General features: G+C 51.7%; 21 protein-coding genes. 7 read left to right on the top strand and 14 right to left on the bottom strand.

All coding sequences use genetic code 11. The features are described 5' to 3' along the window. Nucleotides 1-253: 253 nt before the first annotated feature. From ABXG94_RS17460 to ABXG94_RS17445, 4 genes are all read right to left on the bottom strand, one after another. On the bottom strand, nucleotides 254-697 hold the full coding sequence (locus tag ABXG94_RS17460; RefSeq protein WP_353536274.1) for a YybH family protein: 444 nt from the start codon (nucleotides 695-697) through the stop codon (nucleotides 254-256). A 16-nt stretch (nucleotides 698-713) separates the two neighbouring features. Next, complete coding sequence (locus tag ABXG94_RS17455) at nucleotides 714-1,166, bottom strand: YybH family protein (RefSeq protein WP_353536273.1); 453 nt, start codon at nucleotides 1,164-1,166, stop codon at nucleotides 714-716. A gap of 70 nt (nucleotides 1,167-1,236) precedes the next feature. Continuing rightward, nucleotides 1,237-1,641, bottom strand: coding sequence for a hypothetical protein (locus tag ABXG94_RS17450; protein ID WP_353536272.1), 405 nt, complete (start codon nucleotides 1,639-1,641; stop codon nucleotides 1,237-1,239). A gap of 8 nt (nucleotides 1,642-1,649) precedes the next feature. Further along, on the bottom strand, nucleotides 1,650-2,180 hold the full coding sequence (locus ABXG94_RS17445; protein WP_353536271.1) for a redoxin domain-containing protein: 531 nt from the start codon (nucleotides 2,178-2,180) through the stop codon (nucleotides 1,650-1,652). 74 nt (nucleotides 2,181-2,254) lie between these two features. On the opposite strand from ABXG94_RS17445, the gene ABXG94_RS17440 reads away from it, so the two are divergent. The 3 genes from ABXG94_RS17440 (at nucleotide 2,255) to ABXG94_RS17430 (ending at nucleotide 6,848) form a co-directional block, all read left to right on the top strand. Beyond that, complete coding sequence (locus ABXG94_RS17440) at nucleotides 2,255-2,863, top strand: TetR/AcrR family transcriptional regulator (protein ID WP_353536270.1); 609 nt, start codon at nucleotides 2,255-2,257, stop codon at nucleotides 2,861-2,863. 949 nt (nucleotides 2,864-3,812) lie between these two features. Next, nucleotides 3,813-5,639, top strand: a complete 1,827-nt coding sequence (locus ABXG94_RS17435) for a BCCT family transporter (RefSeq protein WP_353536269.1) — start codon at nucleotides 3,813-3,815, stop codon at nucleotides 5,637-5,639. Between the two features lie 105 nt (nucleotides 5,640-5,744). Next, nucleotides 5,745-6,848, top strand: coding sequence for a mandelate racemase/muconate lactonizing enzyme family protein (locus ABXG94_RS17430; protein WP_353536268.1), 1,104 nt, complete (start codon nucleotides 5,745-5,747; stop codon nucleotides 6,846-6,848). Between the two features lie 147 nt (nucleotides 6,849-6,995). Here the strand turns inward: ABXG94_RS17430 and ABXG94_RS17425 are convergent, their stop codons facing one another. The 5 genes from ABXG94_RS17425 to ABXG94_RS17405 form a co-directional block, all read right to left on the bottom strand. After that, nucleotides 6,996-8,549, bottom strand: a complete 1,554-nt coding sequence (locus ABXG94_RS17425) for a trimethylamine methyltransferase family protein (protein ID WP_353536267.1) — start codon at nucleotides 8,547-8,549, stop codon at nucleotides 6,996-6,998. A 101-nt stretch (nucleotides 8,550-8,650) separates the two neighbouring features. Beyond that, the gene (locus ABXG94_RS17420) at nucleotides 8,651-9,589 is read right to left on the bottom strand and encodes a GlxA family transcriptional regulator (protein ID WP_353536266.1); all 939 of its coding nucleotides are present in this window, start codon (nucleotides 9,587-9,589) and stop codon (nucleotides 8,651-8,653) included. Nucleotides 9,590-9,654: 65 nt separating this feature from the next. Beyond that, on the bottom strand, nucleotides 9,655-10,644 hold the full coding sequence (gene proX / locus ABXG94_RS17415; protein WP_353536265.1) for a glycine betaine/L-proline ABC transporter substrate-binding protein ProX: 990 nt from the start codon (nucleotides 10,642-10,644) through the stop codon (nucleotides 9,655-9,657). A 23-nt stretch (nucleotides 10,645-10,667) separates the two neighbouring features. Continuing rightward, nucleotides 10,668-11,603: an ABC transporter permease gene (locus tag ABXG94_RS17410; RefSeq protein WP_353536264.1), complete on the bottom strand. Its 936-nt coding sequence runs from the start codon at nucleotides 11,601-11,603 to the stop codon at nucleotides 10,668-10,670. A 10-nt stretch (nucleotides 11,604-11,613) separates the two neighbouring features. After that, nucleotides 11,614-12,699 (bottom strand): quaternary amine ABC transporter ATP-binding protein, encoded by a 1,086-nt coding sequence (locus tag ABXG94_RS17405; RefSeq protein WP_353536263.1) that lies wholly within the window; start codon nucleotides 12,697-12,699, stop codon nucleotides 11,614-11,616. 154 nt (nucleotides 12,700-12,853) lie between these two features. Here ABXG94_RS17405 and ABXG94_RS17400 point away from each other — a divergent pair, with 154 nt between their 5' ends. The 4 genes from ABXG94_RS17400 to ABXG94_RS17385 are packed head-to-tail and all read left to right on the top strand — an operon-like array spanning nucleotide 12,854 to nucleotide 17,325. Next, the gene (locus tag ABXG94_RS17400) at nucleotides 12,854-13,564 is read left to right on the top strand and encodes a GntR family transcriptional regulator (protein ID WP_353536262.1); all 711 of its coding nucleotides are present in this window, start codon (nucleotides 12,854-12,856) and stop codon (nucleotides 13,562-13,564) included. Nucleotides 13,565-13,571: 7 nt separating this feature from the next. Continuing rightward, a complete protein-coding gene (locus tag ABXG94_RS17395) occupies nucleotides 13,572-14,495 on the top strand; it encodes a dihydrodipicolinate synthase family protein (protein WP_353536261.1) in 924 nt (307 codons plus the stop codon). Further along, entirely contained in the window at nucleotides 14,492-15,988 is a 1,497-nt protein-coding gene (locus tag ABXG94_RS17390) for an aldehyde dehydrogenase (protein ID WP_353536260.1), read from the top strand. Before ABXG94_RS17395 ends, ABXG94_RS17390 begins: the two co-directional genes overlap by 4 nt. A 59-nt stretch (nucleotides 15,989-16,047) precedes the next feature. Continuing rightward, nucleotides 16,048-17,325: an NAD(P)/FAD-dependent oxidoreductase gene (locus ABXG94_RS17385; RefSeq protein ID WP_353536259.1), complete on the top strand. Its 1,278-nt coding sequence runs from the start codon at nucleotides 16,048-16,050 to the stop codon at nucleotides 17,323-17,325. Nucleotides 17,326-17,669: 344 nt separating this feature from the next. Here the strand turns inward: ABXG94_RS17385 and ABXG94_RS17380 are convergent, their stop codons facing one another. From ABXG94_RS17380 to ABXG94_RS17360, 5 genes are all read right to left on the bottom strand, one after another. Then, complete coding sequence (locus ABXG94_RS17380; protein ID WP_353536258.1) at nucleotides 17,670-18,608, bottom strand: 2-dehydro-3-deoxygalactonokinase; 939 nt, start codon at nucleotides 18,606-18,608, stop codon at nucleotides 17,670-17,672. Beyond that, complete coding sequence (locus ABXG94_RS17375) at nucleotides 18,595-19,545, bottom strand: 3-hydroxyacyl-CoA dehydrogenase family protein (RefSeq protein ID WP_353536257.1); 951 nt, start codon at nucleotides 19,543-19,545, stop codon at nucleotides 18,595-18,597. Before ABXG94_RS17375 ends, ABXG94_RS17380 begins: the two co-directional genes overlap by 14 nt. Then, the gene (locus tag ABXG94_RS17370) at nucleotides 19,545-21,224 is read right to left on the bottom strand and encodes a thiamine pyrophosphate-binding protein (RefSeq protein WP_353536256.1); all 1,680 of its coding nucleotides are present in this window, start codon (nucleotides 21,222-21,224) and stop codon (nucleotides 19,545-19,547) included. Before ABXG94_RS17370 ends, ABXG94_RS17375 begins: the two co-directional genes overlap by 1 nt. A gap of 73 nt (nucleotides 21,225-21,297) precedes the next feature. Next, the gene (locus ABXG94_RS17365) at nucleotides 21,298-22,545 is read right to left on the bottom strand and encodes a glycine/sarcosine/betaine reductase selenoprotein B family protein (RefSeq protein ID WP_353536255.1); all 1,248 of its coding nucleotides are present in this window, start codon (nucleotides 22,543-22,545) and stop codon (nucleotides 21,298-21,300) included. A 47-nt stretch (nucleotides 22,546-22,592) separates the two neighbouring features. Next, nucleotides 22,593-24,962 carry an FAD-dependent oxidoreductase gene (locus ABXG94_RS17360; protein WP_353536254.1) on the bottom strand — a complete coding sequence of 790 codons (2,370 nt, stop codon included), beginning with the start codon at nucleotides 24,960-24,962 and terminating at the stop codon, nucleotides 22,593-22,595. Nucleotides 24,963-24,990 lie beyond the last annotated feature (28 nt).

Raw genomic sequence — 24,990 nt, 5'->3', positions numbered from 1 at the left:
TGACCTGCTCCCTCTTGAGTCCGCTAATTTAAGTTAGCTCTGTTCAGGTTTTGGTCTTTCTCTGACCGGTTAGCATATTCCGCTGGCGTCATAGGCCACTCCGTTATTGCTTAGTGCCAGCATCAAAATGCAATCGAGAAAACAGCGATGGTTTAGTCGTGAAGTAACCATCGCCGTCGCGCAGTTTTAGTATCGCGCGGCATGGAATGACGCTGGCAAACAAGGTCGCAACCCAAAAGTGCATGGCAAGAAGCTACTGGCCTTCGTTTGGCAACTGGTTCCACATGTCACCAACGATTTTCCAATCGCCTTCCTTTTTGTCCAGCACATATAGATATGTGCCTTCCCCTTTAAGACCGATCGATTCAACGTTCGCACGGACATCGCCAATCATCACCGCCAGTGTTTCGTCATCAGAGACAAACAAGTGATCGATGTCGTGTGTTACATCGGCTTGATGGCCTGTCATATAATTGAACAGTTGTTTTGCCTCTGCCTGACCATTCCAACTCATCGGAGTTCCGGGCGCGATCCACATGACTTCTTGACCATATAATTCCATCAACCCAGCGACATCCTGAGTCGCAATTCCTGAATTAAAGCGATCATTCATTTCAGCTAGTTCGCTTGCAGCGTCTTGGGCCAAGGCAGAAGATGTTGTCGCGGCGAGCATCGCCAGAGTTACTAAAATATGCATATTCTGATCCTCAAGTTTATCTTTGTTCTGCCGTAACGTGCTGATGCCACATATCTGTGACGATCTCCCAGCTGTCCCCATCTGGCCGCAGGACAAACAAAAAAGTACCAGTCGTATCCAGATTAAATTCCTCGACCTTTACGATGGCGGTGCCAACCATAACGGCTAGGGATCCGTCAGCTGAAATCAACAATTTGTCGATCGAGTGGTCGTTCACCGCATCTTTAGAAGCCAGAAACGCGAAGGTTTGACGTATTACGTCGTGTCCTTGCGCCAGTGGGCGATTTTGTTCGATCCAAAGCGCGTCATCAGAATACAAGCTCACTAGGCCGTCGACGTTTTTGTCGATCGTGTATTCGTTAAAGAAATCATTGAAGTCGTTTAGGCTGTTAATGGCATCTTGCTGCGAATTAGCCGTGGCCATCGTTGCCGTCAGAGCTAACGTGGCCAATGTTGATAAGAAACGCATTTTTTATCCTGTCTTAGTTCGGTTTAAGGCTTGGCAGCCCCATAAGTTTTTGCAGGCTATAGACTCTGACTTAATTTTCTTCGCCAGTGTAGTCGCCGGTATCTGGGCGCACGTAGATCACTTCGCGGGCCACCTGCCATCGATTGTCTTCAAAGACGAAATCGATGCTTAGAACCAACAGCGCATCAAATCCCATTAAGTCGTTTTTGCGCGTCACCAAAACATGGCCTTTGTTACCTTCAGCCCAAATGTCATTATACTGCGCCCAGGTATTCAGCGGTGGCACACCTTGGTCTTTCAACGCCTGAAATTGGGTCATGAAACCGACTTTGTCAGCGTGATTCACATGGCCTTGGGCATCTATCATCACGATCCGCAGGTCATCATGATAGATCTTGCCGAGCGCCTCGAGGTCCATGGTTGTACCAGCCGCAATTAGAGATTTCATTGCGGTTTTTATTGCTTCGATAGACATAGGAATTCCTATTCGTGGCTGCCATTAATTGGGAATTTGTTGGCTTGGCCGCGTAGCCAAGTTAACCCGTTCAGGACCGCTTGCAGGTCTGGGCGAGCAAACGGAACGTTCGAAATATCGATAAGTTGCAAGTTGCCTTCACCGTTGACGACAAACAGGCCCGGTTCTGCAAAGGGAGCTTCTACGTCCATGCCATTACGAACGCCTGAAATGTAGAGCCCCAGTTCGCGGGCTTGATCTAGCGTCAGGTTGTATCCTACTTGATAGCCCGGATTGACCTCGCCAATCTGGCTTGTCGCTCGTTCTTGGCCATCGGTTGATACGGCGATTACATCGACCCCGATCTCGGAAAATCCACCTTGCAATTGCGCAAGTTGGCTTAAGTATTTTGTACAAAGCGGACAGTGTTTACCGCGATATACCACGATCATTTTCCAATCATGTCCGGCGGCCGGTTTTGCTATTTCGACATGTCCACCACCAAGCCGAGGAAGTTGCATCGAAGGGAACGCCTTTCCCGTTGCTAGTTTATGCGTCATCTTATTGAGTCCTTGATTTATATATCGATTGATACGTATATTGAGGAAAATTACAGCTCGTCAAGGATTATATATTGATCGATACAAAAAAAATGGGACGCCCTCGCAAATTCGATTACGAAGAGGCGCTTCTGAATGCCATGTCGGTATTTTGGGCCAAGGGCTATGACGGTGCGTCGTTACGTGACCTGACCAAGGCGATGGGCATTACCGGTCCCAGCATGTATGCTGCTTTTGGGGATAAAAGAGAGTTGTTTCTCAAGACGATAGACCAATATTCCGACGTTAACGGCTGCAAGCCTGTGGTCGACTTTGAAGCCGAAGAAGACATCGAAAAAGCCGTGCGCGGTTTTTTGGAAGAGGTCATCAATTACGCCACAGACAGCGGATATGGAGCAAAAGGCTGCTTTCTTGCCTCTTCAGTTTCAACCAACATCGGTCAAGTCGAAGGTGTGGATGAACGGGTTCGCAAAGCAATTGACGACACAGATCAGCGGCTTGCCCAGAGGTTTGACCGGGAAAAGGAAAAGGGCACCCTGCCTGCGGACTTTCCATCATTGGAACGTGCAGCATTGCTGTATGACATTCGGCAGGGCTATATGTTTCGAGGACGTGCAGGCTGGGATGCAGATCAGTTGAAACAGGACTTGGATCACCGGGTCGAAATGATTTTGTCGCACTAAGAGATTGCGTCTTGTCGGCGATCCACGGCAAGGCCAAAGCACCTGTTCAGTTTGTCTTGACCGAAACGTACGGAAGGCCAACAAAAGGTGTAAGGGATTGCCTGAGATGATCGGTTGACGTTTTTTGTTTCCGAAATGCTTCGTGTAATAGCGGGCATTTCTCAACGAGACAGCAAAGTTGGCTTGGTAGCAATAGAGTGGCAGCTATTGGTTCGGAACCAAGCGAAGCCTGCCAAGCTGACCCTGTCCGAACGACAAGCTATCGACCATCAGCACAACGTAATATTGTGTTTGCCTTTTTTCAACACCATTTCCGCGCGTCAGTGTGCTCTGACCGACTTGTTCAACGTCGAGATGCCAAGGCCAAGATCATCAGCGAGCTTTTCGCGCATTAGCCCACTCGTCTCGGTCCCATATCCTGAGGCATTGTTTCAGTAGCTCCTATCACAGGAGCGGTAACAAACCGTGGCAGGTCCTCAGGGGCGGAAAAAATGCTGAACTTGTCGGTGGTAGGTAAGTTCAGCAATTTCTTCATATCTACCTTAACACAACATCATGTTAGCGCTGCTAGCAGGTAGGCGAACGACTTCGTCGCGCAAAATAACGGGCCTGATGCAGTTTAGCTACTGTAGGTGCTTGGGGCGACCCACTGCGGCTCGTACCATTCGGAAAGGGAAACGTGGGACAATACTAGCGCACCCGCCCAATGCTAATCATCGAGAGAATTTGCTGATTTTACCGCGGGTTTCAAACAGATAGAGCCGCCGCCAGCTTGGGTGAGCCTTGAACGTAATATTTGTCGGCATGCAGATGCAAAATCGGTCCGTATGCAGCAAATCGTTCCATCAAAGCAATCGACTCGGACAAAGCAATCGGCTCGGATCGCATTGCAAGGAGACAAAACGAACCCCTGTTTAGGGGCAAATACTAAAAAATAGGGAGTAATTTGATGTCAATAAAACCTCCATTTACGGAACTAGAAATAAAAACTGAAGAGAAAGGGTTTTATGAAAATGCCAGCTTGCCAATTGCCTTGGTATCCAAAGGTATCATGGTTGCACTGGTGCTTTGGGCCCTGATTTGGCCCGGGAATGCTAACAGCACGTTGGGTAGCTTGAACTGGTCCTTACTCGAGGGCTTTAACCAGTTCTATATCATCATCGTCGGGCTGTTTGCTTTCTTTTTGTTTATTGTTGCAGCACTGCCGTATTCAGGTCGGAAAGTCATGGGAACTCCGGGGGAAAATCCGGAATTTTCAAACTTTTCATGGTTCTCGATGATGTTTGGCGCTGGTCTGGGTGTGGGCCTTATGGTTTATGCTACAGCCGAACCAATGAGTCTTTGGGGGTCTAACCCTGTTGTTGTGTCCGGAGCGGTTGAAGGCAGTTCTGAGGCCGCAGTTCAATCTGCGTTCCGCTACACATTCTTGCACTATGGTTTCCACGCTTGGGCGATTTATGTCATCACAGGCCTTTCATTGGCCTACTACGCTTATACGCGCGATATGCCACTGACCATTCGCTCGGCTTTGACACCATTGCTTGGATCTGCTGCGAACGGCGTATTGGGTCACATTGTTGATGTTCTTGGCGTTGTTGCGACGATCTTAGGTGTGTCTGTGACGATCGGTTTCGGAGTTTCACAGTTTGTTGACGGTCTATACGCGGTAACTAACATGAGCTGGCTGGTGACCACGAATGGTGATGTCCCAGCACCAAGCACTGTTGGATTGATAACAGCCTTGGTCATCATCATGAGCCTGTCGATTTTGTCGGCAGTTTCTGGAGTGGGCCGTGGGGTGAAATACCTCTCAAACCTAAATATGGTCCTCTCATTGATCTTGCTGCTAATCTTCGTCATCTTTGGTTCGTTCTTGTTTGCGATGACCACCTACGCCACCGCAATGGCGGACTATATCCTGAATTTCATATCTCTGTCCTTTGAGGCCTATGGCCCGCAAAGTGCCAGCGAATTTTCTGATGCTTTGCCTGGTGTTGCAAAACCATTCGCAGATGATTTGATCGCTGGGGCAACCAATGCATGGGGGAGCTTTGACGGATTTAAGTCCGGCTTAGAAGGTGCTGCTGCAGAACTGGATGAGACCACGTTGCAGGCGGTTTATACCGCAGGTGCTGATGGTCGTCTTTTTGGTTGGCAAGCAGGTTGGACGACCTTCTACTGGGCATGGTGGATTGCTTTCTCGCCGTTCGTTGGTTTGTTCCTCGCCCGCATTTCCAAGGGTCGTACCGTCCGTGAGTTCATCTTAGGCTGTGTGATTGCACCTGCTTTGGTCTGCTTTGCTTGGATGACCATCCTTGGTGGCACTGCAGTTGATCTTGAAGTCGCTGGCCTAGCAGATCCTTCGATTGCGGCAGCTTCAACCACCAACAAATTGTTCGTGGCGCTGGAGAACATCCTAAGTGAGGGGCTCTATAGCATCGTCGTTGTAATGTGTGTTGTTCTGATCATGACTTTTCTCGTGACATCAGCTGACTCGGGAATTCTCGTTATGAATACTATCATGTCGGGCGGCGCTCAGGAGACCGGGATCAAACATCGGATCATCTGGGGTTTGATCCTCACGGCAGTTATCGGTGTTTTGATCATTGCTGCGGGTGAAAACAACCCTCTTGATGCGCTTAAAAATGCTATGATTATTGGCGCTTTGCCATTCACTCTGGTGATGGCCTTAATGATGGTTTCTCTGGGCAAGGCTCTGTATCGCGATAGCCAGCGTGAAAAACTGGACGCTAAAGGAACTGCCCCGGCAGAATAAGCTTCAAAACCAAGGTCCGCACCGATTAAGAATTTTGGTGCGGGCCTCGTCCTTGTGAATGCCCAAAGTGTATCCCTCCTCAAAACCAAGAGAAATCTCCCAATCATGAAAATTCGTGAGCTACACATTTATAGCCACAAACTGCCCGTGAAGGGCGGCTCTTATGTCATGGCAAGCGGTACGGTAAGCAGCTTAGACTCCACATTGATTAAGTTGGTGGCAGAAGACGGAACAGTCGGTTGGGGTGAAACCTGCCCCATTGGCGCAACTTACGCCGAAGCACATGTCCTTGGAGCGCGCGCTGCTTTGATTGAAATGGCCAAAGGCCTGATAGGGACTGAGATTTGGCCCACCTCTTTGAACCGCGCCATGGCTGGCCTGCTAAACGGGCACAATTATGCCAAGGCAGCGATCGACATCGCCGCATACGACTTAATGGGCAAATGCCTTGGCGTCAGTGTCGCGGACTTATTGGGTGGTGCAATGACGGATAATGTACCGTCTTATTTCGCCACTGGCATCGGCGCACCTGACGAAATTGCGCGATTGGCAAAGGAGAAACGCTCTGAAGGCTACCCACGCTTGCAAATAAAAGTCGGAGGGCGGCCGATTGAAATCGACATAGAAACCATTCGCAAAGTTTGGGAGGCGATCAAGGGCACCGGGATGCGTCTGGCGGTAGATGCCAATCGAGGATGGAACACCCGCGACACCTTGCGTGTGAGCAGAGAATGTTCAAATATCCCCTTTGTCTTAGAGCAGCCCTGCAACACTGTTCAGGACCTTAAGAAAATTCGGCCATTGATATGTCATGGACTGTACATGGATGAAAACGCCATCGATCTGAACACAGCTCTTTCGGCCGCAGATTCGGGTCTGGTCGATGGTTTCAGCATGAAGATAACCCGGATCGGCGGTATGCAGAATATGCGTATCTTCCGCGATATTTGCGAGGTTAAAAACCTTCCGCATTCCTGCGATGACAGTTGGGGAGGAGATATTATTGCTGCTGCCTGTACCCAGATGGGATCCACCATCAGGCCGGATCTATGCGAAGGTGTCTGGTTGGCAGCTCCGTACATCGAGGGTCATTATGATCGGAAAAACGGTATCAAGATTGTGGATGGCCAAATAAGACGACCGACAGGACCGGGATTGGGCGTGACCCCTGATGAGGCCGAGTTTGGTGATCCGATTGCCTCCTTTTAAGCTGATTGTTTCGCTCCATTTATGAAACTGAAAATGAAGGCCCTGGCAACGACTGCCAGGGCCTTCATTTTGTTGCACCTTCTTCGATGGTCTTGCGTCGCAGGTCTGTGAGGGCTTGGTCGCATAGATCTGCGACCAGGTATTCCGTTAGTAATCTTGGTTAAGCTCAGCGACGGCCGGAATTTCGCGTTCGCGACGTGCGATGTATTCCAGAAGTTCTTCGTTTTTGGCAACATCAAGATGTGGCTCTTGGTATTCGCCCAGCAGATGGCGCGCGTGCTTAAGCGCACGCTCTGTAATTTCCACTTCACCTTCTGCGGCCCATTGTTCGATTGAGTTATTGTCAAACAGCTCGGGCATGAAGAACGCAGTTTGGAAATTTTCCTGCGTGTGCTCGTGGCCAAGGTAGTGACCACCTGGACCCACTTCAGAAACCGCGGCCACCGCTTGATCAAAGTCGTGCCACTGTGGGCCAGATGCCATGCGATGAGCCATCGCACATTGCTCGGCGTCGACAACAAATTTTGCGATTGAGCAATGCATGCCAGCTTCATTCCACCCTGCGGAATGCCAGATGTAGTTCGCCCCTGAATGAATTACTGCAGAGAGCGTGGTTGCGCTTTCATAACCCGCTTGCGCGTCAAATGTTTTTGCACCGCCCAGCGTATTCGACGTCCGCCAAGGCACATCATAAAACCGCGCCATCTGACCAATCATGAAGTTCATGAGGCTGATTTCTGGAGTGCCTGCCATAGGGGCACCAGATTTCATGCTGACGGTGGACAAGTAATGACCATAAATAGCCGGCGCACCTTTACGGATCACCTGTGTGTAGGCGAGTGCGCTCAATGCTTCGGCATTCAACTGTGCAACCGTTGCAGGAACGCTGGCCGGGGTATTAGCGCCGCCCAAAACAAACGGTGAGCAAAGCACTGGTTGTTTGCGCTTACAGAAGGCACGCATTGCTCCCAGCATGGTTTCGTCCCAAACCAGCGGAGAGTTACCGTTGCAATTCCCGGTAGTGACCGGGTTATCTTCCATGAATTCCTCGCCAAAAAGAATGGCACACATATCCATAACATCTTCAGCGTTCTTCGGGCTTGTGGTCATGCCCATGAACATTTTGTCAGAGTATTTCATTGACGAATAGGTTATGCGCAGATGGCGTTGGCTAATCGGGTGATCGTAAGGTTCAACGATATGGTGCGCTGAACTGTTGAGGGCTGGCATCATGTGGCTTAACTTGTGGAATGTCGCCAAATCTTCCATCATTGGGTTGCGACGAACATTATCGAGATCTCGGATAAACGGCGCACCGGTCATTGGAACGAATACCGAATTCCGACCACCCAGTTTCAGGTTATTTTTAGGGTTACGAGCATGGTAGGTGAATTCGGCAGGAATGGTGGAGATCAAATCCATCACTAGGCCACGGTCTAGATAGACCATCTCATCGATGACTTTGGCCCCAACCTTTTTCCAATCTTCCAAGGCGATTGGATCGCGAAATAGAACGCCCACGTTTTCCAAGATGTCCATAGATGCATTGTGAATGCGCTCCACTTGAGAGCCGTCCATGACCTCGCAGATCGGCAACTTATTTGTCAGGCCGGGCAGCATGTCAAAATTCATGGCGCTGCGAACTGCGCGACGTGCAGAGCGGCCTCCGGCGCGCGAGCGCATAGCTGTTTTCTGGGTCATTCAAGGTCTCCTTTGTTCGCAGAGTCGCGGATTTCACCTGAGACCTCGTGTTGAGAGGCGAAGACTCTTTGCAGAAACCGACATTTCTTAGATAAAGGTTGTTACTTGTAGCGCTGCATCGATGGGCTGATGCCATAGGCTGTGCGATAGACACGTGAAAAATGCCCAGCTGTTTCAAACCCGCAAGCCATGGCGACGTCGATGACGCTGGCCTCGGTTTGCATCAACAAATGGCGAGCCCGTTCAAGGCGCATTTCCAGATGGAAACGTTTCGGAGAGGAATTCAGATAGCGACCGAACAACCGTTCCAATTGTCGCGATGAGATGCCAATTTCCTTCGCAATTTTGGTCGGCGAAATTGGATGCTCCAATGAATCTTGCATAATTTGCAATGCTTTCGCGAGATGTCGGTTCCGCATCCCATTCCGCGCCTGCAGAGAGACCCGCTGCTCTGCTGTTGCATTCCTTACGCCGGAGTATACCATTTGGTCTGCAACATCCATTGCCAGGCTGCTACCGTGGTCCATTTCAACACAGTGCAGCATAAGATCTGCTGTTGCTGTCCCGCCAGAGGCGGTGAGAAATTTTTCGTCCGCCACAAAAACGTTCCGCACAAGATTTACATCTGGAAACTCTTCCATGAACGCATCGTGATATTCCCAGTGGATGGCAGCCTGCATGCCATTCAGCAGGCCTGCCTTTGCAAGAATCCATGCACCTGAGCAAAGGGCACCAATTGGTGTGCCCAAAGTCCTCTGTCTCCTGAGTGGATTTAGAAGTTCTGACCTGACATGGTTTTGCATATTGGAACCAGACAAAACAAACAGCTGGTCGCATTTGGGAATATCATCAAACCCACCGTCCACCTGCATCACAACGCCCCCCGAACAAGTGACAGTCTGGCCGTTTTCAGAAAGTAGGGTCCATTTATATAGCGCGTCGCCACTTATCATATTGGCGATGCGCAACGGTTCCACCGCACAGGAAAACGCCAAGTTGGCGAAATCTTCGATCATTAAAAAGACAACGTGTTTTGTCATGTTTCGCTTTCTGCATAGAAAAGGGCGAAGCGCCAATGTCGCTCCGCCCCCAAAAGTTGCAAAGCTTATTGTGCCGCAGCGCGCGCTTCTTTCAGCCAGTTGCCGTAGCTTTCTTGGTTATCCGCGATCCATTGGCTCACGTGCCTGTCGATATCATCAGAGCTGTCTTGGCCGTCAGAGATCAGTTTGTTCTGCGCTGAGATATCATTGATTGAAATCTTCGCGAGTTCAAATAATTTCGCTGCTGCTGGGTTTGCATTCAGGAAATCATCAGACGCAACGACGCGAATACTATCAACTGCAAAGCCAAGGTCTTTGCCGTCAAATTCGGTGTTGGCAGTATTGCCATCAGGCAATGAACTATATGGAACCGCCAGCCATTCTACGTCGACACCTGGGACAAGCGCGCCTGAAACCCAATACGGCGTCCAAGTGTAATACAGAATGTTTTCTCCAGACCCGTTGCGCGCAATCGTGTCAGCGATGATCGCATTATATGCACCTTGATTGTGGGATACGGTTTCGCGCAGGCCAAACTCTGTCAGTTGGTGCTCGATGACGCGTTCGCAGCCCCAGCCAGGAACACAGCCAGCCAGATCGGCAGTGCCGTCGCCGTCGGCGTCAAACATCTTGGCCACATCCGGGTCTTTCAGATCACCGAGGTTTTGAACACCTGCATCATAGGCCGATTTGCTGACCAGATATCCTTGCAGCGCGCCTTCGATCAAAGTGCCAACTTTTTCAAGAACCTCGTCACCTCCGCTTTCTTGGAAAAACGTATCGTGCAGAGTGTTCCAATGCACGGCGGTAAAATCGGCATCACCCGTACCAAGGGCGAGGTGCACAGTTTGTGCCTCAACTTCTTGTGGTTCGGCAACTTCATAACCAAGATCTTCGAGTGCGCGGAATAGGATGCGGTGCTGGAAGAATTCTTCCAAGTAGGACTGCATGACGGGACGAACGGTAACGCCTTCACCTGGCATGCTTTCTGCGAAGGCCGTGCCACTTATGAGTGTGGTGGCAAGCAAACTTGAGATTGCAGTTTTCTTGAACATTTTGGTTTTCCTCTGTTGGTTTATTATGCTTTTCCGATGGAGCGCAGGACTAAGCCGATTGGCCCTCCTTGCCACCAATGGCGGTGCCCGCGTTCTCGTCCTGATTGGCCCATCCCTTGTGTGATCCGGTCCAGAACAATTGCGAGAATTACAATGCCAAGGCCGCCCACGAGCGCTTTGCCCGCATCAAGGCGCCCCATTGCGCGCAAAACTTCGTTTCCAAGCCCTTTGACCGAGATCATCGAGGCGATCACAACCATTGAAAGTGACAGCATGATGGTTTGGTTCACGCCTGCCAGAATGGTAGGGGTGGCCAATGGGAGTTCTACCTTGAAAAGGATCTGACGTGGGCTGGCACCAAAGGCCTTCGCCGCTTCGACCACAGATTCATTCACGCCTCGAATTCCTAGCGAGGTCAGGCGAACCAAGGGTGGTAATGCAAAGATGATAGTGACGATCACGCCAGATACATTGCCGATGCCGATCAGCATCACCACAGGCACCAAGTAAACAAAGGCTGGAATGGTCTGCATCGTGTCTAACACTGGGCGAATGGTGGTTTCGAAACGGTCATTCTTTCCGGCCAAAACGCCTAACGGCAAACCGATGATGAAACACAAGAGAACCGAAGAGACTACGATTGCCAGTGTGGTCATCGCAAGGGTCCAAGCATTTGGTGCTAAGAAGCCCAAAACAAACAGGCTTACCGAGACCAGTATAGCCACGCGACGACCCGCGGCCTGCCATGCAATCAAGGCCAGTAAGATCAACATGATCAACGGCGGAACCGCATTCAAAGCGGTGTCGATGCCAACGATGAATTCGTTGAAGACATTTTTGATCGGCTGGATGACCCCACGATTGGAAATCGCCCATTGTTTCACTCCGTCGGCAGATTCAGCGATGCCAAGGTCAACAGAAGAAAATGGATCAAGGATACTAAATTTTTTTTCGTCCATGATGGGCTCCTCAGTGTTTCACTGCTGCTTCGTCATCGACATCACCCTGGATGCCGCGCAGCAGAGCATTTTTGGTCACCACGCCAATCGGACGACCGTCCACTTTGACCATGATCGGGTTCTGTGTTGAGATGGAGAGGTTCACTAAGTCATCCAGTGATTGGCTTGGATGTGCCTCAGGCCAAGTAGCGGGATCATCAATGGGGCCACGGCGACCTTCATACGCTTCAACCGATTCCATAATTTTTCCTGCCGAAACGAGATCTAGTTTTGAGATGCCTGCTACAAAATCTGCGACGTAGTCGTCGACTGGGTTGGTGACAATGTCTTCAGGTGTTCCGACTTGCACCAATGCACCGTCTTTCATGATGGCGATGCGGTCTCCGATCCGAATCGCCTCGTCCAGATCGTGGGTGATGAATAAGGTGGTTTTGTTCATATTTGCAGAAAGCGACATAAACTTGTCCTGCAATTGGCGCCGAATAAGCGGGTCAAGCGCTGAGAACGGTTCGTCCATTAACAAAATAGATGGATCAGCAGCAATCGCGCGCGCAAGGCCGACACGTTGCTGCATGCCGCCTGAAAGCTCATCAGGGTATTTCTGATCCCAGCCATTCAGGTCTACGGCATCAATCGCGCGCATCGCGTTTTCGCGGCGTTTGTCAGGTTCATACCCTCGGACCTCTTGGCTGAACGATACGTTATCGATGACGGTTCGATGTGGCATTAGCGCCATGTTCTGAAAGACCATTCCGATTTTTTCGGCGCGCAGCTCTCGGAGGTCTTTCGCAGAAAGGGCGTTTACGTCTTCGCCTTCGATAAAGAGTTGACCTGTCGTTGGCTCGATCAAACGGTTTACGTGACGAATCAACGTTGATTTTCCTGAACCAGAGAGGCCCATAATGCAGAATATCTCACCTCGTCTTACGGTGAAGGATGCATCTTGGACGCCGACGATGCAGTCAAATTGATCCCGTACTTCTAACTTTCCAAGCCCTTGTTCTTGCACGGCCTTCATCGCTGCGTCGGCTTGCTTCCCAAAAATCTTCCATAGATTTCGGCAATCAATCACCGGATCTGCCAAAGCGTCAGTCACTGTCATCTCCCTGAGCATTTTTTTTAGTATGCTGCATGTTTTTTGATTGTACACAAGATGTATTTTTGAAAAGATGATTGAGATACCCCCTACAGGTGGCCAATAGTTGTAGCCGTCGAAGGTTGAAAAAAATGAGTGAAATCGAGGTGATGGGATGAAAGAAGAAGCACGTCGGCGCAAGGCAGATTTGTTCGAACACTTGAAGGTGTCGATTCTTACGCAGCAACTTCTTCCTGGTTCAGACCTAGATGAGGCGGAGCTATCCGCAGCATTTGGCCTATCCCGCACGCCTCTTAGAGAGGTTTTTCGCGAAATGAGTGGTGCCGGATATCTGGAATTGCGTGCTAACAAAGGCGCGCGCGTTTCAGATTTGTCCTACCGGACACTCCGTGATTTTTTCCTCGCCGCTCCCATGATCTATGGAGCGATCCTTCGACTCGCCGCGTTGAACGCATCCAACAGCCAACTCAATGAGCTCAAGGAAGCACAGCAGAAGTTCAAAGCAGCCCTTCGCATCGGATCCGCAGGGGACCGTGCTTTGGCGAACAACCATTTCCATGAAGTGACCGGGGATATGGCTGGAAATATTTTTTTGCAGCCTTCTTTCCAGCGTTTACTGATCGATCACGCAAGGATCGGTACGACGTTTTACCAACCACAGAATACAGAAATGGTCTCAAACCTCGCCAAAGCAAGCGATCAGCACGATCAGATCATTTCGGCAATTGAAACACGAAATGAGCAGCTGGCCGGAACATTGGCTGACGAACATTGGAATCTGTCCCGTGGGCAGATCGAGGTTTTCGTCATGCCAGAGGCGCTGGAAGTGCCATTAGGGACGCTCTCGAAATCTACTTCTGCATGAGGAACGAATGACTCCGATATTTAACTTTGATGGGATCTATACTCCTGTCGTGACGCCGTTTAACGAAGACGGTGCCTTTAACTGGGACGCCCTAGCGGACGTAATCGAATACCTTGTTGAAAAAGGTGTTCATGGTCTGATTTCAGGCGGCTCCACTGGTGAAAACTACGCTCAAACTGTTGAGGAACGCATCGCGGTGGCAAAGTTCACCAAAGAGCGTATCAAAGGTCGTATACCCTTGGTCGTAGGGACGGGGGCGATGATCACTGACGATTCAATTGCTTTGGCTCAAGGTGCCAAGGATATTGGAGCTGAAGCCATTCTTTTGGCCTCGCCTGCTTATTCCGTTCCGACGGACCGCGAAAACGCGCTGAACGCGCTTGCGATCGACAAGGCAGCTGATCTGCCAATTATGCTTTACAATTACCCGCATCGCACAGGCACCATGATGGGAGAAGACTTTCTTGATCGCGTGGGTCGCAGCCGGAATTTCTGCGGTATCAAAGAAAGCTCTGGCGACATCAACCGGGTGCACCTTCTGGCGCGGAATTACCCGCATATCCAAATGGGCTGCGGCATGGACGATCAAGCGCTGGAGTTTTTTGCTTGGGGCGCACCATTTTGGGTGTGTGGAGGATCTAACTTCCTTCCAGAGGAACACATCGCGCTTTACAAAGCCTGTGTGATCGATGGGGATTATGCCAAAGGGCGCAAAATCATGTCGGCCATGCTCCCCTTGATGAGCGTCTTGGAACAAGGCGGAAAATTCATCCAAACCATCAAGCATGGTGTTGCACTGAATGGGCTGGAAACGGGCGCTATGCGCCCTCCGCTCAAGGGGCTGAACAAAGACGATAAACGCACGCTTGAACAAGTGGTTCGCGTTTTGAAAGCAACAATAGCAAACATCACAGCGGAGGGCACGAAATGAGCCTGCTGACTCAAGACGAATACCGCGCAATTGCTGCGGATCTGATACTACCAACCAACGCATTCATTGATGGTGGCTACCGCCCCGCGATTTCGGGCAAAACGTTTAGCTCTGTGAACCCCGCTACGGGTGAAATAATCGCCGATATTGCTGCCTGCGCTCAAGAAGATGTGGATTTTGCAGTCTTGAAAGCACGCGAATCTTTTGATGACGGCCGTTGGAGTAAATTACATCCAAGCGAACGCAAAGATGTTCTGATACGTTTGAGTAAATTGCTAGCCCGTAATGCACGTGAGTTGGCGGTAATGGAAAGCATCGACAGCGGCAAAACTATTTTCGACTGTGAAACGGTAGACGTTCCAGAGACTATTCACTGCTTAAAATGGCATGCAGAGGCAATCGACAAGATTTACGATCAGGTCGCTCCTGCTTCGGATGACCATATTGCGATGGTGGTGCGCGAGCCCATCGGTGTGGTCGGATTGGTTCTCCCCTGGAATTTCCCGTTATTGATGTTGGCTTGGAAAATTGGACCAGCTTTGGCAGCGGGCTGTTCTGTTGTGGTGAAGCCAGCCGCGGAAACCAGCTTGACCACGCTTCGATTGGCTGAACTCGCTTCCGAAGCGGGCTTACCCAAGGGGGTACTGAATATTGTTCCGGGTGGGGGTGCTGATGTCGGCGAGCCGATTGGGCGCCATATGGATATCGACATGGTTTCCTTCACCGGGTCAACCGTTACCGGTAAACGATTCTTGACATATTCGGCGGAAAGCAACGCTAAAGAGGTGGTGCTGGAAATGGGTGGGAAAAATCCAGCTGTCGTGATGGATGACGCAGAAAACCTGGACCGTGTGGCGCAGCACATCGTGAATGGTGCCTTCTGGAACATGGGAGAGAACTGTTCTGCAAGCTCGCGTTTGATTGTCCACAAAGATGTAAAAGTCGATCTTCTGGATCGCATCGCGTATCACGCAAGGGAATGGAATGTTGGTGATCCATTAGATCCTGAAACTCGGCTAGGGGCTCTTGTATCCCAAGCTCACTTCGACAAGGTTGCAGGCTACATTGCACAGGCCGAAAATGTGGTAATAGGTGGCAATGCCAAGGGCGGGTTTGTGGACGCGACGGTTGTGAGTGTCCCAAGCAATGACTCCATTTTGGCGCGCGAAGAAATCTTTGGCCCAGTTCTGACCGTAATCGAAGTTTCAGGTTTCGATGAGGCTATTCAGATCGCCAATGACACCGAATATGGTTTATGCGCTTCGATTTTCACGGCAAACACCAAGCGCGCGATTCGCGGTGCCCGTTCGTTGCGGGCTGGAACCGTCACAGTCAACAGCTTTGGCGAAGGCGACATCTCCACGCCATTTGGTGGCTACAAACAGTCTGGCTTCGGCGGTCGTGACAATTCTGTTCATGCTCATGATCAATACACGCAGTTGAAAACCATCTGGATTGATTTGGCTGATGATGCAGATGAGGTTGTTGCTTGACGGGCTATGTAGCAAAGCGTCAACCTAAGCATTGCGGACCAGCAGGATGGAATTCCATATTGGAACCGCAAAGCGCTCCGGTTGAGTTGACCGCGAACACATCAGCAGATTTTGTCGTGATCGGCGCTGGATTTGCCGGTATGGCAGCGGCGCGCCGGCTGGTGCAGTTGATGCCGAATAGTCGGATTGTGGTTCTAGAAGCCGGACGATTCGCTGAAGGTGCATCTGGGCGAAATTCGGGCTTTATGATTGATCTGCCTCACGAGCTCACTTCAGAGGATTATGCTGGCGAAGGTGATGACAAAAAGATCATCAGATTGAACCGAAAAGCCATTGAATTCGTGGGAGATGCAGTTCGCGATTACGACATATCGGCTGATTTTTTCGACCGCGCTGGAAAAGTGAATGGCGCTGCAAGTCAGGCCGCCATTAGGCATAATATCAACTATGCAGCACATCTTCGATTTTTGGGGGAAGCGTCCCAAATGCTTGATGCACAGCAGATGAAGGAGATGACGGGAAGTCGACATTATCTCGGCGGGTTATATACCGCAGGGACAGTTATGCTGCAGCCGGCAGGGCTAATGCGCGGAATTGCAGGTGGCCTAAAGCGAGATGGTGTGCAACTATTTGAAAACAGTGGCGTTATCAAGTTTTCGCCAAATAAAATAGGTTGGGATGTTAAGACCAAAAACGCTGTCGTTTCGACGCCTAAAGTCATATTGACGGTTAACGGTCACCTTGCGAGTTTTGGTTTGGAACGTGGCCGCCTTATGCAACTATTTCTATTCGCCAATATGACGCCAAAGCTGGACGCCGAAGCGCTGAAATTGCTTGGTGGTCATTCCCGATGGGGGATAACACCATCTGATCCTATGGGCACCACCATGCGTAAGATCGATGAACTGCAAGGTGGAAATCGCATCATAACGCGTACTTGTGCCGTGGTTCGGTCGTGTATGACCACCAGAAAAGGTGATTTGGCGCGTGCAAAAGAGGTCATGCGCCGTAAATTTGATCGGCGCTTTCCACAATTGGCAGGGTTGGAAATGGAACATAGTTGGGCGGGCCACCTTTGCCTGAGCCTAAATGGTGTTTCGGTGACCCGAGAGATCGATAAAGGCGTCTTTTCCGGCTGCGTGCAGAATGGTTTGGGAACCACCCGCGGAACCCTTACCGGAATTGCCGCAGCCGAAATGGCCGCGGGTACGCGATCTGAAATTTCAGATCACTTTGGAAACGAGCACCGCCCAAAGTGTTTATTGCCAGAGCCCTTCTTCTCTTTCGGTGCAAATAGTGTCTTACGATACCGTGAATGGAAGGCCGGCAATGATTGATTGTGCGGTTGGGCGGAGTGACTGAATCTCGAAAACCAGTTGCTTGCAATTGCAGCGAAGAGCTGTTTCTCGCCGATTATGCAGCTAGAACCGCCTGCGCGGATCGGTCGCAAAACTTCGGCGAGGACAGAATTTCAGAGAGCAAAGCCTGAATCTCTGACCCATAAAAGGCAATATTATCTGACCGTTTACAGCAGCGTTTGGCTCGCTTCCGGAATTCCTAATTAGGTCACTTGGTCGAAGTGTAGCGAGCCGGCATTAGTGACCAAAACCAAAAGTGGAAAATTCTTTTTTTTTGCCCGAATTACCTATTCTAATTCTAACGCTGGTTTAAGTTGCTTGGACTATTTTGCTTTTTGGATTGCGTTTCGGTGCAACATGGCTGCACCCATGGCCACAGCATGTGCTCCATCGATGCGGCGCACTTTGATGTCGTGTTCTTGAAATGCCAAAGCATAGAGACGAGAAATCGAATCTTCCGCAATTAATGCGATCTCCGATACCGGAGTTTTCAGCGCATTACACATCGCATGGATTTCTGACCCAATCAGAATGCCCGACAAATAGTTCGCCGCATTGTTTCCTTCAGGCTTCCCCGCGACAAGACTTCTTGGTCGCGTCGAGAACGCCAATATCTGTGCGCCCAGGCCTGTCTTCGCTACAGCCAGGCCTTCTTTGAAGGCCTGCAAATCAACAGAATGAAGTTCCTTGGCAACTTGTTGTTTCAGAATGCTTGCGTTGGTAAGCAGCTCAAAAAGCTCGCCAGTCATGGCTGTTGTGATGTTCGTGATCGCGCCATCTTTCAGAAATACCCATTTTGAATGGGTGCCAGGAAGGCACAGGTGGAAGGATTCACGGTTAATTATTCTACAGGCACCAAAAATCTGGGTTTCTTCCCCACGCATCATGTCTGGCAGACCTGCAATAGATGGTGCGGTAACACCCGGTACAATCACGGCGGGCAATCCTTGCACGGGTGACAAGTTTTGGGCGATCTGCCGTGCATTCATCGGACCCGGTTGCATCGGAACCTCATGCCAACCCAGTGCGCTGCCAATCATGCCAACTAGATAGGCGTGTTTGCAGCGGTGGCTTTCTCGCAATTGGCCCATGATAGAAGCAAATCGAGCGGGGCAGGTGCCTGGTTCGATGAATTTAATGCCACTGGGCGAGGTGATCGTTCTGAGGATATTCCCGCCCTGATCAACCGCATGTGCCCTTAGGTTTGTTGTGCCCCAATCAAACACTGCAATCGGCCATTGGTTGGTCTTAGAGAGGTTCATCGTCACCCTCAAAAGCTTTCTTAACCTTCAGAAGCTTGCGATCGCGGCGTTTAAGGTAGGTTGACGCATCCTCATCGGAATAATCGTAAAAACCCCGTCCGGTCAGCAATCCCTTGTCGCCATTGTTCAGCAGCTCTTCGAGCTTCTTGGAACCGGTTGGTTTGGACGGCGGCGTATAAAGCCGCATCTCGTGGATATCGCGCACCACCTGCAGGCCGGTGTAGTCGATCTTTTTGAATTGACCCATCAGGCCAAGACGGTGCGCCAGGCCAAAGCGCACGGCTTCGTCGATGTCAGAGGCATCTGCGACACCCGCATCCAGCAGGCGGAAAATCTCGCTTTCAATGGCCATTTGCACATTGTTGGCGATGTAACCTGGGACAAACTTTTTCAAGATCACCGGCTTCTTACCAAGACCTTGCAAAAAGGCTTTCATATCCAGCGCAACTTGTGCCGGGGTATCGGGGGCTGCAACCACATCCACCAGGTCGATCAGATAAGGCGGGGTGTACCAATGCACGATCAAGCAACGGTGACGCAGGCTTTCTGGCAGCAGAGGAAAGACATCCAGGAAGGATGTGTTGCTAGCCAGAATGCAGGTCTCATCCATGAGCTCTGCAACCTGAGCAAAGAACTTTTCTTTGATGTCAGCGTCTTCAATGATGGCTTCGATCAGCAGATTGCTGCCTTTGAGCGCAGCTGCCAGATCGGTGGTGTAAGTGACTCTATCTAAGACAGAGGCACTTTCTTCGGCTTTGATCAAACCAAGGTCCACCAATTCGACCGCCAATTCTTGGAGGCGGGTGCCAGCCCATTCTAGCTGGGTGGGAGAGAGGTCGGTCAGTGTGACCCGACACCCGCCGATTGCATGCACAAGCGCGATGGCATGTCCCATCGTTCCTGCACCTGCAACAGTGACTTTCGCGTAGTGAGACATTAGACCAACCACGCTGGCTCTGGGTTGCTGTCTGGGTCGGTGACCACATCGACAACCACAGGCTCGCGCAGAGCGATGGCTTGTTCGATGGTTGGGCGAATGTCTTCGACCTTCTCAACGCGGAAGGATTTGATGCCGTAGGTCTTGGCCATATCCGCGAAGTTGTTTTTCTGGAATTCTACCAGATCACCTAGGTTACCATCGCGTTCCGAGTAGAGTTTCTTGACGCTGCGCAGCCCCTGACCGAGGGCAGAGTTGTTATTCACAACCAAGACCATTGGGATGTTCCAGCGGCGCATCGTTTCCAGCTCGCCGATGTGATAGTAAAGCGCGCCATCACCGGTGAAGCAGACCACCGGGCGATCAGGTGCGCCAAGCGCCGCCCCTAATGCCGCTGGGAAGGCCCAACCCAGAGAGCCCGCAGCGCGCAGATAAGTCTGGCCCGGCTTGTCAAAGGCCGTGTATTGCGCAGTCCATGTTGCAGAGAAACCTGTGTCAGCCACTACCACACCGTTGTCTGGTAGTGCTTCACCCACTTCATACGCCAAGCGTGGCGCAGGGATCAGGCCGGTTTCGGTACGGATGCCCGCCATGGATGTTTCCAACCATGTTTGTGCTGCAGAGGTACATTTTGTCAGCCAATCGTCTGATGTGGCCTCGCCAGAAATGCCAGACAGTGCCTGACAGGTGTCGTTCAGATCACCACACAGGCCCAGAACGTTTGGATAGCCACGACCCAGCTCTGCTGCATCGGTGTCGATTTGAATGATGTTTGTCCCCAGCGCCGGGATGGTCCAGTCACAGCTGATTTGGTCACCCATGTGACAACCGACGTAGATCACAAGATCAGCTTCGGCCAGCAGCTCGTTCGCGTAAGGGGCAGAGTAGGTGCCCACAATGCCAAAGTGGTTTGGATGCGAGGTCTCGATCACGGAACGGCCACCCACAGAGGTCGCCACCGGGATGCCTGCCGCTTCGGCCAGGGCTTTGAGGCCTGCGCCTGCTTTGGAATAGAGGCTGGAAACGCCTGCAACCAGCATCGGTTTCTTCGCGTTTTTGATCAGTTCAGCCGCTTCGTTCAGCGCGTCTACATGCGGCAGACCCGGCTTGCTGATACCAGATGCAGGGAAGTCCAGAAGCGCAGCATTTCCTTCGAAAGTTGCCTCTTCGACTTTGTCGCCTTTCAAGCCATCAAGGTCCAAATGCGCCGGGCGTGGGGTGTTGGTGCGGGTCGCGCGCAGGGCGTTGCCCAGCATGCGTGGCAGCTCTTCAACGGTGCGTACTTGCGCGGTGTAGTTGGTGACAGAGCTATACATTGGACCATGCGCAACCTCTTGGTAGGCGTTGCGATCCAGATGGGTGTCTGCCTTGCGGCCCGTCAGCGCTAACATAGAAACACGATCAAGGTAGCCGTCCTGCAGGCCAGCGGCCAGGTTCGCAGCGCCAACAGCCTGCGCCATGCAGACGCCAGTTTTGCCGGACACACGGGCGTAGCCGTCGGCCATATAGGCCGCAGCTTTTTCGCTGTGCGCCAGAATACGCTTGATGCCGCGCTCTTCCAGTTGCAGCAGGGTGTAGCGCAGAACTGCATCGACGAAGAAAATGGTATCTACCTTTTCATGTTTTTCGATCACATCTGCGATGATCGTTGCGCCGGTGGGTTTGGTTGACTTAGTCATCTGACTTTCCAATTGTCTATCTAGCTAAGGCCACCGGGGGAACAATGCCCCCCAGTGGCGGTTGGTTGTCTGTCTACTTCCCGGGGAGGGGGGCGTTGTCGACAGACCGCAAGTTGAGCTCCACCACGTACTTGTGGGGCATTGTGAAATTCGTACTCACACGCTCGAATTTTGGATCAGAGCCGCGCAGACCGAGGTCGCGCAGTTCGATTAGCAACTGACCTGCGACAGTGTGCTTCCAAAACCAATCTTCCATTGGGACACTTTGTGGGCTGCTTGTCTCGCTGACGGCAGCCTCAAAGTAGAAAGTTTTAATGTCGTCCATCGCAAAGCGCAGTGTCAGAAGCGGTGAGAAATCCTCGTTCGGATTTTCGATTGGGGCTTCTGCCAAATAGGACAACAAGAGTTCGTTGATCTTTTCGATCAGCAAGGCGCTGTTGCCAAAGCTGGAACGGCCCAGACGCTGAAGTGCTGCCGCGCGATGCGGCGCAACCGTTTCAAGTTCGGCAGCCAATGCAACGCGGAACGCATCAATATCGCTGGCCGGCGCATCTGTGCGCGAGGTGACGACAGCAGGTTTCCAATCCGAGGTTTTCTTGCTGATGTCACCGTCGAAGTCTTCGATGATGCCGGGGCCATCTTGACGGTCCAAGAGGCCAAGCGCTGCTTTCATCACGGACATCTGCGTGTCGCGATCAAACGGGTTCCCCAATGGGCGGCCCATTTCAAATGGCACCCAAATTGCACGCGGAGGTGCCGCACGTTCGATAAGCTCGCGCAGCAGACCGACGACCGTGGTTGCGATACCTTCTTCTTCAAGGAAATGTGCCAGAACGCTGACCGCGCGAGTACAATGCGGGCAGGTTGGAACGAAGAGGGCCGTATCGACACCTTCTTCGCGTAGCTTCGCCGCCAATGCGCGCGCGTGGTCTTCCATATCCATCGGATATGCGCCGCCCATGAAGGAGTAATGCGCATCTGCCATGGAACCGATAAAGCCTTCGTCCACCAAGGACCGCAGCAGCTCAATCGGGTAAGCAACGTTGATGTCTTGGATAAAGCCCGTGCGATCAAAGTTGGTGGAAACATGGCCCATCAACACATCGCTTGGATCCGCAGAGGATGGGATCGCGCGATAGCTGCTGTCCATGCCGATAAAGCGTTGATCACTACGCAGGTGCAGGCCCGCAGAGGAAATCATTGTCACTTTGCGTTCCGACATTGACGGGCCGACAACCCAAGGTTTGTTGTCGAAAGTGGGCGTTTCAAGATTACGGATGCCGCGCTGAGCCTTCTCTGTCATATCTGTAATAAATGCCATGAGTGTCTCTCGTTATGGTTTCGTTAGTTTTGCTGAAAGCCCGCGTCTTAGTAGACGCGGATTTCATAAAGGCGGGTGGTGTCGGCGCCGTTGCTTTCCAAGGCTTCGACGCGCACGGCATCCAGCATGGCTGGTTCGTCCAGCGTGTGGATGCGGTGGCGGTTGTAGTTGCCTTCAACAGAGTCCAGCTCCTGCCATTCGCCGTTGAACAGACCCATCACACGGTAGTCGCGCACACATTCCGCAACCGGGAAGAGGAAGCGGTGTTCTTCGCGCGGCCAGCCGTAGCAGCGGTCAGGCGCGTCAAGGTCCGTGTCAAAGGTCAGGCGGATTTCGGAAACCTTTTTGGTCTCGTCCCATTTCAATGTTAGATGGTCATTGCCTTTTGCTTTCGGGTCGGAAATCCAGATGTTTGGCCAATGTTCCGCGCGGGAAATTCCGTTTAGAACGTTTTCGCCGCCATATGGTTGGGGCATTGGGGTGATGCGATGACACATGGTGGCGCGTACCTTGCGGTCAAAATCTATACCGACGGTTTCAGAAATCCAATCGTGCAGTTCGTGTGGCAAACGGCCGTTGTGGTTGATCGGGAACCAATCGTCGTTTGTGGGCGCGATACGGGCCTTACCATGGGATGGCCGCGGCACCAGCTCACCTTCAAAGCGCACGGCAAAGCGTGTGGTGAAGGCTTCTTTGCGGCGATAAGCCCACTGCACATTCGGTGTTTCGTCGATGCAGATCCACAGCAGTTGATCTTTGTCGAGCGTTGTATCGATTGGGCAATCCACCCATTCCTCAGCACCCGCAGCAATCGAATGTGTATGCTCGGCCACTGGGTTCTTGTGATCAAAACGGCCCAGCGTATCGCTGAGGATAAAGCGCATTTTGACGTCTGTGTCGGCATCCGCTGCCGATTTCAGACGAATCGAGACCTGATCCAATGGGCCCGCTTGTACAGGAACCTGCTGAGCGGTGTCATAGACCAGATCAAGAAAGTCATCGGCTTCGTCGACGATATCGACCAAAGCGCTTGAGGTTTCCACTGTTGCCTGACGCGCCAGATCGTCGGCGTCATCGCCAGATACACCAATGATGTGGTGATCTACGCGCAGAAGTTCCTGTTGAAGCTCGCGCATGTGGGAGGTGCCCACCTTACGCGGATCAACGCCGTGACGCTTACAGAGTACAGCAGCCATACCAACAGCCTGCGCCGCAGCACCCAGACTGTTCATCACGCGGATGGATCCCATCGCGACGTGGCTAACGCTGAGGCAACGGCCAGCAAGGAACAGATTGGAGACATTGCGTGAATACATGGTACGGTAAGGCACGCTGTAGAGTTCGTTCACAAAACTCTGATCACAAGGTGGCTCTTTGCTGTGCATGCCCTCTGGTGGGTGAACATCCACAGGCCAACCACCATAAGTCACACGGTCTTCAAAGAGTTGAGGTTCGAAAATATCACCTTCGGTTAGCATATAGTCACCAACAACCCGGCGGGATTCACGGCGCAGCGGGAACGGGGACCACCATGTGGCTTCGTAGTATTTCAGAGCATCTTGAGTTTCCGGCGTACAGTGGTTCTTGAGGTGATCCCAAACGGCCATAGATTCAGCCAGAAGGTCGTTGTAGATCTCTTCGCTGTCTTTAATGGTGTCTTTGTCTCCACCCAGCGAGAACCACCAGAAAAGCTGGATGGTTGATCCATCTTCACTCAGAGCTTTTGATTTCGAGAATTTGTCGATGATATGTGGACGGTGCGGGAAATCTTCGCAGCCGAGGCGGCGCTTCAGCCAAGGTGGCGGCGTGTATTCCACAGGGCGGCTGCGGCGTTGCGCAATCACATAAAGTGCGCTTGGCAGGGTTTTTGAATCCCCTTCCGGCGGTGCCAGGCGTTCGCCGAACTCCGCTGTGCCTTCGCGACCGATGGTGAATTCCGCCCCAGCAAAGTCAGACAGAAGCGCGTCACCTGTTGCGTCCAGGAACACCGGCGCATGCATGGTGAATACGGTTTCTGTCGAGTGCTGAGTGACCTGCACGCTTTTGATGCGATCGTCTTCGGTGACTGCGCTACCAAGGCGCGCGTTCAAAAACAGATCGAGCGTCGGTTCACGCAAGCACCATTCAGATAGGATCAGATCCCAAATACGACGGTTATCCGCTTGCTGAGAGCGGTTCGCGTATTCCATGATGATCTCTTCGAGAATACCACCTTCGCGCGCCATCCGGTTGTGCCAGAAAGAGGCCGCACCATGAGGTGGAACAAGGGCAAGACTACTGGAGTTCCCACCCAAAAGTGGACGTTGTTCGATGAGGGCAACGCGGATGCCTTCCCGTGCAGCTGTGATAGCCGCGCAAAAGCCGGAAATGCCGCCGCCGGCGACAACCAGATCATATTCGCGTGTTTTGTGGTCCATATCTTCTGGAACTCCTGTTAATTCGTCT

Source organism: Cognatishimia sp. WU-CL00825, from assembly GCF_040364665.1.
In the GTDB taxonomy this organism is placed as follows: Bacteria; Pseudomonadota; Alphaproteobacteria; order Rhodobacterales; family Rhodobacteraceae; genus Cognatishimia.
This window is presented reverse-complemented; position numbering and strand designations above follow the sequence as displayed.